The organism is Tumidithrix elongata BACA0141 (assembly GCF_036349135.1).
In the GTDB taxonomy this organism is placed as follows: domain Bacteria; phylum Cyanobacteriota; class Cyanobacteriia; order Pseudanabaenales; family Pseudanabaenaceae; genus Tumidithrix; species Tumidithrix elongata.
This window is the reverse complement of the sequence record NZ_JAZBJZ010000051.1, coordinates 1-14,391: the sequence shown is the minus strand read 5'-3', so window position 1 is coordinate 14,391 and position 14,391 is coordinate 1. Positions and strand designations below refer to the sequence as shown.

The 14,391-nt window shown below is 43.1% G+C and carries 14 protein-coding genes; 9 read left to right on the top strand and 5 right to left on the bottom strand.

The features are described 5' to 3' along the window. Positions 1-51 precede the first annotated feature (51 nt). The 3 genes from V2H45_RS13540 to V2H45_RS13530 all read right to left on the bottom strand — a co-directional run bounded on the left by V2H45_RS13540 (position 52) and on the right by V2H45_RS13530 (position 5,151). Positions 52-2,157, bottom strand: coding sequence for a bifunctional diguanylate cyclase/phosphodiesterase (locus V2H45_RS13540; RefSeq protein ID WP_330484175.1), 2,106 nt, complete (start codon positions 2,155-2,157; stop codon positions 52-54). Positions 2,158-2,998: 841 nt separating this feature from the next. After that, positions 2,999-4,135: a glycosyltransferase gene (locus V2H45_RS13535; RefSeq protein WP_330484174.1), complete on the bottom strand. Its 1,137-nt coding sequence runs from the start codon at positions 4,133-4,135 to the stop codon at positions 2,999-3,001. Between the two features lie 326 nt (positions 4,136-4,461). After that, complete coding sequence (locus tag V2H45_RS13530) at positions 4,462-5,151, bottom strand: J domain-containing protein (RefSeq protein ID WP_330484173.1); 690 nt, start codon at positions 5,149-5,151, stop codon at positions 4,462-4,464. Positions 5,152-5,266: 115 nt separating this feature from the next. Here V2H45_RS13530 and V2H45_RS13525 point away from each other — a divergent pair, with 115 nt between their 5' ends. From V2H45_RS13525 to V2H45_RS13490, 8 genes are all read left to right on the top strand, one after another. Further along, complete coding sequence (locus V2H45_RS13525) at positions 5,267-5,914, top strand: bifunctional 4-hydroxy-2-oxoglutarate aldolase/2-dehydro-3-deoxy-phosphogluconate aldolase (RefSeq protein WP_330484172.1); 648 nt, start codon at positions 5,267-5,269, stop codon at positions 5,912-5,914. After that, the gene (gene ruvX / locus V2H45_RS13520) at positions 5,911-6,348 is read left to right on the top strand and encodes a Holliday junction resolvase RuvX (protein WP_330484171.1); all 438 of its coding nucleotides are present in this window, start codon (positions 5,911-5,913) and stop codon (positions 6,346-6,348) included. Before V2H45_RS13525 ends, ruvX begins: the two co-directional genes overlap by 4 nt. Positions 6,349-6,490: 142 nt before the next feature. Then, on the top strand, positions 6,491-7,045 hold the full coding sequence (locus V2H45_RS13515; protein WP_330484170.1) for a DUF3727 domain-containing protein: 555 nt from the start codon (positions 6,491-6,493) through the stop codon (positions 7,043-7,045). Beyond that, positions 7,017-8,102, top strand: coding sequence for an endolytic transglycosylase MltG (mltG, locus tag V2H45_RS13510; RefSeq protein ID WP_330484169.1), 1,086 nt, complete (start codon positions 7,017-7,019; stop codon positions 8,100-8,102). The genes V2H45_RS13515 and mltG overlap by 29 nt, the downstream gene beginning before the upstream one ends. Positions 8,103-8,433: 331 nt before the next feature. After that, the gene (locus V2H45_RS13505; RefSeq protein ID WP_330484168.1) at positions 8,434-8,976 is read left to right on the top strand and encodes a YqeG family HAD IIIA-type phosphatase; all 543 of its coding nucleotides are present in this window, start codon (positions 8,434-8,436) and stop codon (positions 8,974-8,976) included. Between the two features lie 51 nt (positions 8,977-9,027). After that, a complete protein-coding gene (argF, locus tag V2H45_RS13500) occupies positions 9,028-9,939 on the top strand; it encodes an ornithine carbamoyltransferase (RefSeq protein WP_330484167.1) in 912 nt (303 codons plus the stop codon). Positions 9,940-10,255: 316 nt separating this feature from the next. Further along, positions 10,256-10,534, top strand: coding sequence for an ATP-dependent Clp protease adapter ClpS (gene clpS, locus V2H45_RS13495; protein WP_330484166.1), 279 nt, complete (start codon positions 10,256-10,258; stop codon positions 10,532-10,534). Next, positions 10,531-11,361, top strand: a complete 831-nt coding sequence (locus tag V2H45_RS13490) for a CPBP family intramembrane glutamic endopeptidase (protein WP_330484165.1) — start codon at positions 10,531-10,533, stop codon at positions 11,359-11,361. The genes clpS and V2H45_RS13490 overlap by 4 nt, the downstream gene beginning before the upstream one ends. Before the next feature lie 82 nt (positions 11,362-11,443). On the opposite strand, the gene V2H45_RS13485 is transcribed toward V2H45_RS13490, so the two are convergent. After that, positions 11,444-12,169, bottom strand: coding sequence for a DUF6745 domain-containing protein (locus tag V2H45_RS13485; RefSeq protein ID WP_330484164.1), 726 nt, complete (start codon positions 12,167-12,169; stop codon positions 11,444-11,446). Positions 12,170-12,193: 24 nt separating this feature from the next. Then, positions 12,194-12,919 (bottom strand): hypothetical protein, encoded by a 726-nt coding sequence (locus tag V2H45_RS13480; protein ID WP_330484163.1) that lies wholly within the window; start codon positions 12,917-12,919, stop codon positions 12,194-12,196. A gap of 601 nt (positions 12,920-13,520) precedes the next feature. On the opposite strand from V2H45_RS13480, the gene V2H45_RS13475 reads away from it, so the two are divergent. Further along, positions 13,521-14,018 carry a GNAT family N-acetyltransferase gene (locus V2H45_RS13475; RefSeq protein ID WP_330484162.1) on the top strand — a complete coding sequence of 166 codons (498 nt, stop codon included), beginning with the start codon at positions 13,521-13,523 and terminating at the stop codon, positions 14,016-14,018. The last annotated feature ends 373 nt before the right edge of the window (positions 14,019-14,391 follow it).

The following is a 14,391-nucleotide window of genomic DNA, read 5'->3' as shown; positions in this document are numbered from 1 at the left end:
CTTGAAGAATGGTGCGATCGCAAACTCGAGCGGGAAGCGTAACTTAGGATCTCAAAGCGTCGAGCGGATCCAGCTATTTGCCGCAGAACTTTCTAGCGGTTTTGAAATGTAGTAGCCCTGCACAGACTGGTTTCCCATTTGTGTGAAGCAATCAAGCTGCTCGGCAGTTTCTACGCCTTCCGCCACAATGCCAATACCCATGCTGCTGGCTAGTCGTAAGATTGTCTGCACAATGCGCTGACTTTTTTCATCTTTCGTGAGTTCTTTAATGAAGGCGCGATCGATTTTGAGCACATCAATGGGAAGATTTTGCAAGTAACTAAAAGAAGAATACCCCGTACCAAAGTCATCAATATAAACTTCTATACCGTTGTTACGTAAGCTTTCCAGCTTTAACCGCGAGGCTTCTAGATTTTCCATCAACACAGTTTCAGTAATTTCGATCTTTAAGCAGTTTGCTTCGACTCCTGTTTCTTTAAGAACCAGCATCACCCGATCGATAAAATCAACTTGGTTGACCTGTAAAGGCGAAACATTGACACTTACATAGAGTGGGGACGCTGTGGGAAATTCCTCTTGCCATCGCCGTAGCTGACGGCAGGCTTCATAAAGTACCCATTTGCCAATGGGAATAATTAAACCTGTTTCTTCAGCAATACCAAGAAAATCAAGGGGTGGGACGAACCCACGCGATGGGTGTTGCCAGCGTAAAAGTGCTTCAAATCCGACGGTTTGATTATTTTCCACAGACACGATCGGTTGATAATGCAGTTGAAACTCCTGTCGTTCTACAGCTTTTCTTAAATCCTCTTCTAGTTGCAATCGCGTCAAGGCACCCAAGCGCATATCTGGATGGAAAATTGAGTATTGACCGCGGTTCCATTTTTTAGCGTGATACATCGCAAGATCGGCATCCCGTAAAATCTCTTCAGCAGAGGTATAGTCTGTATTGTGAAAGACAATGCCAATGCTTGCCGAAGAAAATACGATATGCTCTCCGAGGTTATAAGGCTCTTGAAGCTCCGATACAATTGCTTCAGCAACCTGTCGCACCGCATTGCCTTCAACCTCTTCCAAAAGAATGACAAATTCGTCGCCGCTAAAACGAGAAATGACATCTCCAGCCCGTATGCAGCGCATTAAGCGTTCTGAAATCATTACCAGCAAATGATCGCCAATGGAATAACCAAGGCTATCATTCACAGATTTGAAGCGATCGCAATCAAGAAAGAGAATAGCAAAGCGATTAGACGTCCCATTTTGTACACTGACCATGATATTGCTAAGGCATTCCATAAAGCCCGCACGGTTGGGCAGTCCTGTCAACGCATCATGGAGGGTCGTGTGTAAAAGTTGGGTTTGAGCCGTTTGACGCTCTTGTAGCACCGTCTGAAAGGTCTCCAGCAGAGACACTTGGTGAATGTCAATCGCAAACCGAATAGCCAGTCTTTCTAAAAACTCTAGTTCCCACGCCTGCCATACACGCTTAGACGAGTATTGATGTACGATTACCAGCCCCCATAAACTTTTACCCTTAGGAATAGCCACAGCTGCAGTCGAACAAATCTGAAATCGAAGCAAAGAGTCAGCAATAGCTGGAAAAAGCTGAGCTTTTTGGATATCGTCGAGGGACTTGCTTAGCCCATTTTGATATGCTTTTAACCACTCTAAATTGTAATAGATCGGTGGAAGTGGCTGACCTAAAAGCGACCATTGTTCTGATACGACAGATTCAAATGAGATCAGTTCGCTCCAACCTGGTGTAAATCTGTAGACGATTACTTGGTCAGCATTCAGCATCTGACGAATTTCTAGAGCGGATATTTCGAGTAATTCCCGAACATCCATAGATTGGCGCATTTGGCTCGACAACACTGCCAAAAGTGTATCAATATCAGGAGATTCTGTAAGTGTAGGGGTGGTATTTGTATGGAGTCTGTAGAGGAGTTCGGCTTTTTCTTGCTGAAGGGCTTCCACCTGCTGTTCTAAAGCCTGAATAACATGTACGGTGCGATTAAACTGATCGGCGAGGCGATCGCAAGTACGTTTCATCGTATACAAAGATTCTTGAAATTGCACTGGCAGATCGGGACTCTCCCTTATCTGCTGAATATACTCAATTACCTTGTTGAGATGGTTATATAGTCCCTCATTCATCATCAATCCCCCACCTACTCATAATTGTTTTGCAAAAGTCCCGAATCCTTGAAATTACCCTACTCATTTTCTTGATGCTATGAATATTGGCATATTAGCGCTCGTGTAGCTTTCTAATTGGCAACAGAACTACTGAAATGAGAAGTAGTTTAGATTCCATGTAACCCATTCTATTGTCGGAGTACTATGGAGCTAAATCCCGAAACATGAAGTGCGTTTGAATATTATCGCTTGAATATTGTCGTTGTTCAATCAATTTTAACGACCTATCATCACAAGGTATTTCAGTATTTTTATCGTGTGATTACATCAATTACCCCTATACCCCTTTCAAAATAAAAGTCTAAGTATGAATTTTTAATTTATAGATATGGCAATGAATCCTATAAGTTAAGTAAAAAATTATGATGAAATTCTTTGATTTTGCGTGATTAATTATGTTTTTCCGTAATTTTGAAGTAATTATATGTCAGATTTCTCGAAATATATCTTTCTAAATCGCATTCACTATGATTCTCAAAAAAGCATGAAAGTTCCATGCAAAAAGCATCCATTTTTTGCGAAGATTCTGACTATTTTTAGCCAAGCTTTTTAGTAGTGCTCAAAATGGTAATGACGCCCTAACAAATCATTGCTTGGTTAGAAGTACAATTTTTTTCAAAATCGGCGATCGCAAAGCACAGTTCTTTAATTCCAAAATCTGCGACCTGCATCTAGGATTCGTATTCGCCCACGATTTGCCCTCAAAGTGGACTTCATCAAACTGTACGAACACAAACGCTTCTATCGTTCAACAACAAGATTGTAACTCCCAACTCTTCGCTCCCTTGTCTGGCTATATCTAGCTTTCTAGTTGCTCATAAGCCTCGCTAATCGTTTTTGCATGAGCTGCCCAAGAATACTTAGCAGCTTGCCCTAATCGTTCTGCTTTTGACGGTTGAACGCTGGGGTCTTGAAGGTGTTTCTCTAGCGTCGTCACCCAATCGGAAATATGCGTTAGGGGGCAGAAAGTCACAGCACTCCCACCAACTTCCCTCAGAACTGGAATATCACTCGCAACTACAGGAGAGCCACAGGCTAGGGCTTCAATCACAGGTAATCCAAACCCTTCTGACTCACTGGTTACTAGGGTGATCGTAGCCTGACGATAGAGTGCTGCCAGATCGTTACGTTCCAATCCTTGCAAGCGAATAATACTTGTTTCTATTCCCAAGCTTTGGATCAGCTTTTGTATTTGAGGCGTCCATTCAGCACCTACCCGCACTAGCTTAAGTTCGGGAAAACGTTCGTGAATTCCTGCGAAAATCTGCAATAGAATGTCAAGGCGTTTGCGAATTTGATTGCTACTGATGCTGAGTAAATATGGACTTTTTCCCACTGCATCTAATGCTTTTGAGGGAACTTGGGAAGCGATCGCATTAAATTCAGCCGCTATGCCCAATGGAGCTTGAATGAGTTTACTGGGATCGATCAATTGGTAACGTTCGATTTCTTGGCGAACTTCTTGGGTCGTGTAAAATACAAACTTAGCTTTTTGCATTCCCGTGAGAACGTGCTTTTGCCCGACATTATAGTGCCAACCCCGACGATACTTCTCTGGTTCTAAGAGCGATCGGAAAGCATCGAGATCGTGGCAAAAAACTCCCGTGCGTTCCGCAGGAAGGTCATGAACTAAATTGGCATAACTATGATCGCAAATATGGAAATAACGAAAGTGCCTTCGTACCTTCTTAAGAGCCTGAGGATAGACCCAAAAGTGATTGAACATGATATCTAAGGTGCGAATAGGCCATTTTTTACCCAACCAAGGGATTCTGGTCAATATTTGGTAATAATGCTGTGGAATAATCGCTTCTGGTTTGAAGGGAAGAGAAGGATTTTGCTGAAGTTGGTTTAGAAGCATCTCGGAACAGAAGTCCATACTTAAGGACTTTGTTTGAGGGAAATTGAAGACTACAGCAAGAGAGGGTAAGTTCATGTTGTAATTACCGAAAAACTCTATTCTAGAAGCTCTATTCTAGAAGCATAAGAGCTTGAAGTTATATTGACAACTTATTTCTTCATTTTTATTTCCTTTTTATGGGATAAGGTGATTTCCTAGAAAAATATAGGGTCAATATTGACATCTTTTAACAGATTGAGTTTTGGGCTCCGCATTCTGTACGGTCTTTTCAAAAAGATGCATTGTCATGATTTTTGAAAAGGGTATCAGGGCAGAGAGGCTGGCATCTCGTCGGTAGGAATTTGCGTGAAAATCTTGATTTGCTATGGGAACTTTAGGAAAAGATTTGGAGGACGCAGGTTTTAAGGTCTTAGGTTTTGCATAGAAGCTTGAGCATAGCTTCGCATTTCCTCAGCTCTACGCCACAATTCCTGCCCTGTATGTAAATGCTGATCGTCAAAATTTAGGGTAAAAAAGCGAAACTCTTCAATGCCATCGTCTAGGACATTCAAGCAGTGATATAAATTGGATGCAACGTTGGCTGCACAGGAGGGGTTGGGAATTCCTCTAAAGAAAATCTGCGCTCTCATAAATGAGTTATGACATTCCTCTAGATAGGTCTGGAAGTTATCCATCAACTCGTCATCAAACGGATCGTCGGCGAGGCGATCGATCTGGTCATCTAACTCATCTAAAATTTCGCTTAATACGCTAATAATGGGTTCATAGACTTGTTTGATCCACATGTCTAGCAACTCTTCTTCGTCAAAACTGCTTGCCCGTTTAGCACGCTTTGCAGCTCCGCTAGAAACAAACTTGATATTGGCAATGCCGATACTGCGATCGTAGGAGGCTCGACTTTGGGGATTGCTCAGCACCTCATAGGCGTTATTGACCGCAGCGATGTGGTCGTGATTGTCAAGATTACGGTTGCAATCGGGATGATATTTTTTGACAAGTTCTCGATATGCCCGCTTAATATCTGACTGTGCCGCTTTGTAATGCACGCCAAGGGTGTGGTAGTGAGTGTTGGTTTCGGTGGAATGAGACATGGTGACATTCTAGCGTTTCGATCTAGTATTTTTTACGAGCATTTTTGCGGTAGATCTTTATCTGATGTTTTTGCCTATTCGTGGCATGATCTTTGGGAGTTAATCGAAAAATTTTGTGAGTTCTTGGTTGAATCTTCTTCAGCAACATCGGGTCATTGCCGTAATTCGCTCAGATCAGGCAAACCTAGCGCGTGAAATGGCACTTGCTGCCGCCGCAGGCGGAATCAAGTTGATGGAAATCACTTGGAACACCGATAGGGCAGAATCTCTCATCCCAAAGTTGCAGCACGAACTGCCTGATTGCAAAATTGGGACGGGGACAATCCTCAATTCCGATATGGCAGAACGTGCGATCGCCTGCGGCTGCAAGTTTTTGTTCACGCCTCACACCGATCCCATCCTGATTGAGATCGGCAAGAATGCAAATATTCCTGTGATTGCGGGGGCATTGACCCCTACCGAGATTGTAACTGCATGGCAAGCGGGAGCCGCCGCCGTAAAGGTATTTCCGATTAAGCTTATGGGGGGCGTAGACTATCTCACCTGCCTCCAGCCAGTCCTAAAAGATATTCCGCTGATTCCGACCGGGGGTGTAAATTTAACCAACGCAGCAGAATATCTTGAAGCTGGGGCGATCGCTGTTGGCATCTCTAGTCAGCTTTTTTTACCCGAAGCGATCGCCCAAGATGATTGGACGAGTATCATTGCCAAAACGAGGATGCTCATTCAAAACGTACAACCCTACCAAACAATATCGCTGTGAATGCTGTGAATAACGTTGTGGCTGCATTAGGTTTAGATGTAGGCAGTAAGCGCATTGGTGTAGCGGGCTGCGATCGCTTGGGCATGTTTGCCCATGGCATTACCACGATTGTCCGCAAATCCTGGCAGGAGGATATGGCACAGTTACAAGCTTTGGTCAGCGATCGCGAAGTTACGACCCTAGTAGTAGGGTTACCCTATAACATGGACGGCAGTCTGGGCTACCAAGCCAAACAGGTGCAAAAGTTTGCGCGTGGGGCATCGAAACACCTAGGTCTAGCTTTAGAGTATGTCGATGAAAGGTTGACCTCTTTTGAGGCGGAGCAAATCATGCAATCCCAAGGGTTTTCGCCCAGAGAAAATAAGGGCATGATCGATCGCAAAGCAGCAGCGCTCATTTTGCAGCAATGGTTAGATCGACGGCGCGATCGATAGTCAACCATGATTTTCAATAGCAAAAATCAAATGTTCAAGTTTTGTGATCCAAAAACTGTCATAATTTCTTAGAGCAAGGATGCTTATGCAACGTGCTCTGTAGGCTATACCTGTGCAAAGAAGTTAAAACATTTCCTAATTTATGGATGGATCAACACTGATATTGACGGATGATGCAGGTAAATCCCTGCCATGTTTCTTAGAGACCACCTTTGATATTGAAGGGAAAGAGTATTTCTTGCTCCAACCCGTCGATCATTCGGTGCAAATCTTTGCCTGGCAAGCATCAGAGACCGAAGAAGAGGAAGAAGAACTCGTCGATATCGACGATGATGAGATCGATCAAATTTTTGAGACCGCCCACGCAGTTCTTGCCGAACAAAATCTAAAACTAAAGCGAACGGCTTTTACCCTGACCGTTGAAGGGGAACTACCTGAATTAATTGAAGATGATATCTATGAGATTGGCATCGGCACAGAAGAAGAGGGTGAGTGCGAAGAGTTTCAAGAATTAGCTAACTTCTACCATGAAGAACAGGCCTATTCCGTGTTTACCTCTGTTGACCCATTGATATTTTTTGCCAAACTCGGCGCTGATGGTAAACCAGAACTGCTCTCACCTGAAGAAATCGAATACATTCAGCCCTACGTTGCAGAGCACCTAATTGATGCAGAAGACGCAGAAGAAGAAGCCTAGCTGGTGGTTCTACGGTGTGTTTTTGCCTTTAACGCTGCTACTGTCTGGCTGGGGTAGTAGTTTATGGTGGCTATGGGCTAGTGGTGCACCAAGCAATACTGTTAGCACATCCGTTAGGATCAAAATTCCTGATGGTATGCCTTCCCAAGTGATTGGACGTGAATTGGAAGCGGCGGGTGTAATTCGTTCGAGTTTAGCCCTCCGTCTCTGGCTTCAGTGGTTAGCTTGGGAAGAGGGGGATACGCGACCTTTACGAGCTGGAATCTATGATTTTTCGACAACCCAACCCTTGCGGGAAGTTGTCGCCCAATTACAGACAGCCAAACCTGTGGAGGTGCGTTTCACCATTCCTGAAGGTTGGACGATCGCTCAGATGGCAGCTTATTTTGAGGAAAAGGGCTTTTTCCCTGCGGCTGAATTTATCACAGCGGCAAACAAAGTTCAGCCCAAACGCAGGTCTTGGTTACCTGATAGTATTCCCAGCTTAGAGGGGTACTTATTTCCCGATACTTATCAAATCCCTCCCAACGAAGTATCGCCCGAGCGCTTGATCGAACTGATGCTCGATCGCTTTGAGCAGACTGCTTTGCCAGTTTATAAGGCACGTCAATCTGGTCAGTCCAAAATCGCCATCAGTTTGGCTGATTGGGTCACACTGGCTAGTATTGTCGAAAAAGAAGCGGTACTTGAAAAAGAGCGTCGCACGATCGCAGGCGTGTTTTGGCAGAGGCTAAAACGCAATATGCCGCTCGAGGCCGATCCTACGGTTGAATATGGTCTCAAGATCAAGCAGACCCCTGATAAACCCCTAACCCTCGATCAAGTCAGAACGCCTTCACCCTATAACACCTATATGAATGAAGGATTGCCCCCTGGCGCGATCGCCTCACCCAGTCTTGCCAGTCTTAAAGCGACCCTCAATCCTGAAGCAACGGAATATCTATTCTTTGTGGCTAGGTATGATGGCAGCCATATTTTTAGCCGTACCCTCGAAGAACACAAACAGGCAGTTCAACAGGTAGACAAACAATTTAGATCCAAAACAGAGAGTAACTAATACCAAGTTCAATCTCACCCAATCTCACCAAGTAGTAGATTCTCTATCTCTTGGGATTCCAGCCCTTGGCAAGAAAAATTTAATTTGATACCCCATCCATCTGCGATGGGGTCGTTCATTTGAATTCATTGAAATTTATGAAAGCTCTGAGCCTATCTTTCGTAGAGTTTGAGGCAAAGAATTGCAAGCTTTTTCCCTGTCTTTGAAGTGGTATATTGATCTGATGCAGTCCCACAAAAATTCTTGTGAAAAAGATCCGAATTGCAGGACTTAGTTTTCAAAGGTTTTAGAGTTTTCAAAATCCTTTATCTAGTAAGCCTAAATCTTAATCATGCTTCCTTGGCAGTTAATCACTCCAGATTTAGTTTTGTCTCAGTCGATCGCTGCGATCACCCCTGAGCTAATGCAGAAGCATGGTCTGCGGGGCATGATCCTAGATGTCGATGACACCATTGTCGGCAATCACGAATCTGAAGCTTCCCCAGAGATTAAGGTATGGATCGATTTGATGCGGCAAGACTATCCCATTTGGCTGATCAGTAATAACTTTAGCAATCGCCGCATTCAAAACATTGCTGAAAATTTGGATCTTCCTTTTCGTTCTCGTGCCGGAAAGCCCTCTCGACGAATGGTTCGTCAGGCATTAGAGGCGATGAAACTGCCCCCCGAACAAGTTGCCATGATCGGCGATCGCTTGTTTACCGACACATTAGTAGGGAATCGTTTAGGTCTATTTACCGTTCTGGTACAACCACCTTGCAACAACAGTGACAAGGGCGACAATAACAAAAAAACTTCTTTGCTAAGAGTTAGAACAAATGTTTTACGAAGTTGGGAAATTTGGTTAGCCCGTAAATCAGGGGTTAACATCTAAAGCCAACAAAACGTAAGAGCATCAGAAAGTTTTACTTCAAGGAATCTATTCATGGGCAATTTACAGGGTCGCGATCTTTTAAGCTTGGCAGATTTGCAAACACAAGAAATCTACGATTTGCTAGCTTTGGCAAAACAATTAAAGTCTGGCGAAATCAAACCTGACTTTCAACGTAAAACATTGGGGTTGCTATTTCGCAAAGCTTCAACACGAACCAGAGTTAGTTTCTCTGTAGCCATGCACCAACTTGGCGGTCATGTGATTGACCTCGATCCAAGCGTGACTCAAGTGAGTCGAGGCGAACCGATTGAAGATACAGCGAGAGTTCTCGATCGCTACGTGGATATTTTAGCGATTCGCACCTCTGCCCAGTTAGAACTAGAAACCTTTGCAAAATATTGCAAAATTCCCATTATTAATGCCTTGAGCGATCTCGAACATCCCTGTCAAGTACTAGCTGACTTACTTACCGTGCAGGAAAACTTTAGTAAGTTACAAGGCTTGACCATGACCTATGTGGGTGACGGCAATAATATGGCACACTCGCTCCTCTTAGGCTGCGCTTTGGTGGGAATGAATATTCGCGTGGCTACCCCCAAAGGATTTGCTCCCGATCCAGCCATTGTGGCGCAAGCGAGAAGCCTAGCCAGGGGCTCTGAAGTCATTGTTACCCACGATCCCAAATTAGCAGTTCAAGCAGCTCACGTTTTGTATACCGATGTCTGGGCAAGTATGGGGCAAGAATCGGAAGCTGTCGATCGCATTCCCATCTTTCAACCCTACCAACTGAACACCGATCTGATGGCTTTAGCAGATCGTTCGGCAATTGTGCTGCATTGCTTACCTGCCCATCGCGGCGAAGAGATTACCGATGATGTGATGGAAGGCAAACAGTCGCGTATTTGGGATGAAGCTGAAAATCGCCTTCATGCCCAAAAAGCTTTGCTGGTCAGCCTGTTATAAATAGCAGCGATCGCGTTCTTCATCTTCTCTGTCTTTAATCAGTTTGCTGTAGGTCTAGGACGATCTATGGAAAAGCTAAGACAGCTCTTAGAAAAATTTATATAATGACATAGGTAGTATTACGTAACTTCAAAGCACAAAAAATCCTACAAATATTTCTTTTGTGGTTGAACTCATTGGGTTTATTCACCCGAAGTAGTCATGAATATATCCCTCGGCTCAGATGTCAGAGGGATTGTTCTTGTGTTTACAGCGCAGAATAGATAGTAGGACTTCATTTTGATTGTAGAAACCGTATTGATGATGGAGATTATTTATGTCAACAGAAACGATAGAGCGTCGAGTCACAACCCCCAAAATTGCACCTCGATATAGGGTTTTGCTTCATAACGACGACTACAACTCCATGGAACATGTCGTCCAAACTCTCGTACAGGTGGTTAATCTTTCTCAGCCACAGGCAGTAGATATCATGATGGAAGCACATACGAATGGCTGTGCTTTGGTTATCACTTGCGTCAAAGAACATGCAGAGTTTTATTGTGAAGGACTCAAGAGCAAAGGTTTAACCAGTACGATTGAGCCAGAATCGTGAACCTACCGAAAAGCTTTCAAAGCGTAGCAACTTATCCAGCTCCAGTAAGATTGGGGCTATTTTTATTACTCTTGGCAACACTATGGCTGCCGATCGCTGCGCCGATATTTTTGATTTTTGGCGATCGCAGCGGTGCCTATCTTGTCGTTTTTCTGTACAGCCTATTTATCTGGCTAATTGGCGAGTGGGGGCGAAAGGTTGTCAAAACCAACAAGCCCTATACCCACTATGGACTGGTATTTAACGCTAGCAGTGGGCGAGCTTGTCTGCTTGGAATCAGTCTGGGGGCTACAATCTTATTTGCACTGATGCAGGTACAGGTGTTTTTGGGATGGCAGAGTTGGCAAGGGGGAGCCGATTGGCAGGGGGCAATTTTAGCAGGACTCTTAACAGGAGTGGGTGTGGGTTTTGCTGAGGAGCTGTTATTCCGAGGGTGGTTTCTCACGGAGCTAAATCAAGATTACGGCAAGGGGCGATCGCTCTGGATTTGCAGCATTCTCTATGCAGTTTTGCACTTCCTCAAGCCTATTGAGTTCATTTTGGCTTCTTGGGTGCAATTTCCAGGTTTGGTATTGCTAGGGATATGTTTGGTGCTGGCAAGGCATTTGTTCAAAGGAAGTCTGGGCTTTGCGATCGGCTTACACGGTGGTCTTGTTTGGGGCTATTACATCGTGAATACCACTCACTGGCTTAAGCCAACCCAAGCTGTTTCAGAATTGTTTACTGGGATCAACGGCAACCCGCTAGCGGGTTTGCTTGGTCTGGCATTCTTGACGATCCTTGCTGTGGGCTTAAAGTTTAGTCGCGTTAAGTTCTCGCGATCGTAAGGATACTTTAGCACCAAAGAAACAAACCTAATTCCGCACAATAATACTCGAACCAAATGCGAAATTTAAATCTTAATCTACCTCAAATCAGAAATAGAGAATAATCATCACTGAATGTTATTACTGGTTCATCTTTTGTAGTGGGTAAAAACTTACGATCTAGATTGATTTTTACTGGGCGTTCGCACACAATACATTGATCTTGATATGGCAGAAGCCAACCAACATTTTTGATCGACTCAAATAGACAACGGATCAATAGACCTGTAGTTGTATCTAGAGATGCTCCTAATTTGCGATAAACGAAGCTGCGGCAAATTGCACCGACTAAACTTCTAGGTGTAACAATAGGTGGACAGTGGATGTGATATGTAAAACCCGTTGCTCCTTCACGATAATTTAAGTTTTTATCAAAAAGACCATAGTCGATAACATTGAGATCGAGTCCAATCCAGTAATCAACTTTGAAATCTTCTTCCACAGTAAAGCTATGCAATAAAAGCTTCCAAACTAGGTTTTCATATTCAATTTGTTTTTGAGTTAATAAGGTATAGTCAGTTTTTAAATACAGTTCTTTGTGAAGGCGAGGCAAGCCACTCATTAATTTTGAAAGTTCGCAACCTGCTTTTGGGCTTTCACAGAAAATAATCTCAGGTTTCTTTTGCTCTATTAATAAATAAATTGCTTCTATAAGATTGCAGACAACAGGGCGATTTATTCTCTTGGTAGACAAGAGATAGCGGTTTAGATTGTATCTATATTGATTGTAAAGAGATAGAACGTTGTCTGTTCTTGAAAAGCTTTCCATATTGACCTTCCACAGTCAAGAGATTTACGATTTCCCCAATGACAATCGCTGTTTTAAACTTTCAGCAATTTTAGTACCGAGATATTCAGGAATTAAGCCTTCGTTGGGGCCAAGTAAGTACAAAATTAAACGCGTACGTCCGCGCCACACGAGCAAGTTGGCATTCACTACCAGCAGATCTTCTTGCCAGATCGCATTCATCACTTTATAAAATAGCCCCGGCTGTGTGTCTGCTTCAACCAACAAAGCGGGTAAATGAAATACGCGATCGACGTAAAAATTGGTTTCAACTTTGCGCAACCCACTATCAAGATTAAACTCTAAAGCAAGCATTTCCTCTACTTCAAAAAATCCTAACAAAGTCTCTTTAATGGCTTTGTAAACATTTTCGGCAGTTTTTGCAGGCAGCGCTTTACCCCCACGGGAAATTACAAGTTTGACAAACACCAGCATCGGTGGATAAATCTGTCCGTAAAGGCTCAAACTATGGATAGTTAGACCATAGGCAGCTAGTACACCAAAAATATCGTTTAATAAAAAAGACTGGTTGCGATAGGCAAAGTACAAAACACTTTTGCTACCCTCAGGCTTGATCTCAATCACTGCCTCGCTCGTTTGATAGAGCTGATAGGCTAGCCTCAAATTTTGCAGTTGAATTTCACTACTGACAAACTGCTCGTAAAACTGTGGGAAACTCGTGTTGAAGCGCTTTAGTAGCTCAACCGTTGAACTTTTTAGCCCCGAAGTCATCGACAACCTCCCAAGAGCAAGCTTCCGCTCGACTCAAAAAGCAAGCATGATGAAGATTGGTATTTGTCTCTCCCCAGTTGCATTTCAAATTTAAGCATTGCGGGTGCAGGTATAAAACATCAAAATTCTAAAGCCAGCAAAAACGCAAGATATTACAGACCTAATCTTTTTTGCTAGTAAACATCTTACGATCGCGAAACCAAAAGCCTTAAAACAGCAGAAATAAACAATTCAGCTAATAATACTTCTTTTTTAGCCTAAGACTAAAGGTAACCTCAGCTAATATTGGCGAAAAACAGCTTGAGGTCATATTTGGAGACAAGGCACAGATGAACTTTGGCAAAATGTCCAACAAATTTTAGTTAAGCTAACAGGTGTCTACCTTGCTGAAATCTGCATTAGTAAAATGCGATCGCATTGGAAATCGTGAGGAATCGCAGAGAAAAGAGGATAAAATGAGGTCGCCTAAGGTATGCTCATAATCGGCAGACAAAAGCAAAACATTCATACTAAATGTGGCATAAATATGACATATAGGTGTGGTTTATAAAGTCGAAGTGAATTTTGAATATATTGCAGCAAGATCTAACTACCAACATCAATGGGTTTCTGGAAAAGCTTATTTAGTAATAGTGCTGTTGAGCCTGCCAAAAAAACTAGACTTCGCCCAGTTGCTAATCAAAATGGGCAAATCTTTTTTAGTACCGATCGCGACATCGATCTGTATGAGCTAGAGGAATTATGCGACTCTGTAGGCTGGTCACGTCGTCCTGTGCGCAAGGTACGAATTGCGCTTCAGCATAGTTTTGTCGTGATTTCGATGTGGGAGCAACGTGGAGGCTTTAGACGACTCATAGGCTTTGCTCGCGCAACATCAGATCATGCTTTTAATGCCACGATTTGGGACGTCGTCGTACATCCAGACTTTCAAGGTAAGGGCTTGGGTAAAGCGCTGATGCTAGAAGTGATTAAAGAACTAAGACGCGCAGATATTAGCAACATCAGTTTATTTGCTGACGCTCATGTGGTTAATTTTTATAGTCAGTTAGGTTTTAATCCCGATCCAGAGGGAATTAAGGGAATGTTTTGGTATCCCTAAGCGTTTGTTCTCAAGTAGCAGTCTATTCGTTTTTAGCAGATCTGCCCTGAGGCAAATCACTAAGGTGAATTTCACCATTAAGTTCTATTTTTTTGATAATACTTCCATTACGTTCACAAAACATTCAAGTGCGCTAGCTTTTCGTCGGTGTTTAATCTTCGCGGCTTAGACAAGTTGGGGGATAATGAGAAAGTTGGGGTGAAATCAACGAATCATTTTTGAAGACTACGGCAGCACCATCAATGTAGTGAAAGACAGTAAAGCTAAATTAGCAACCATATCAGAATCAAAGAAATTCAATCTTTATCAACTTGATAAGTAAAGTGCTCCCCATTGTCAAGACAAAAAACTATAAAAGTTAAGATAGAAAGCT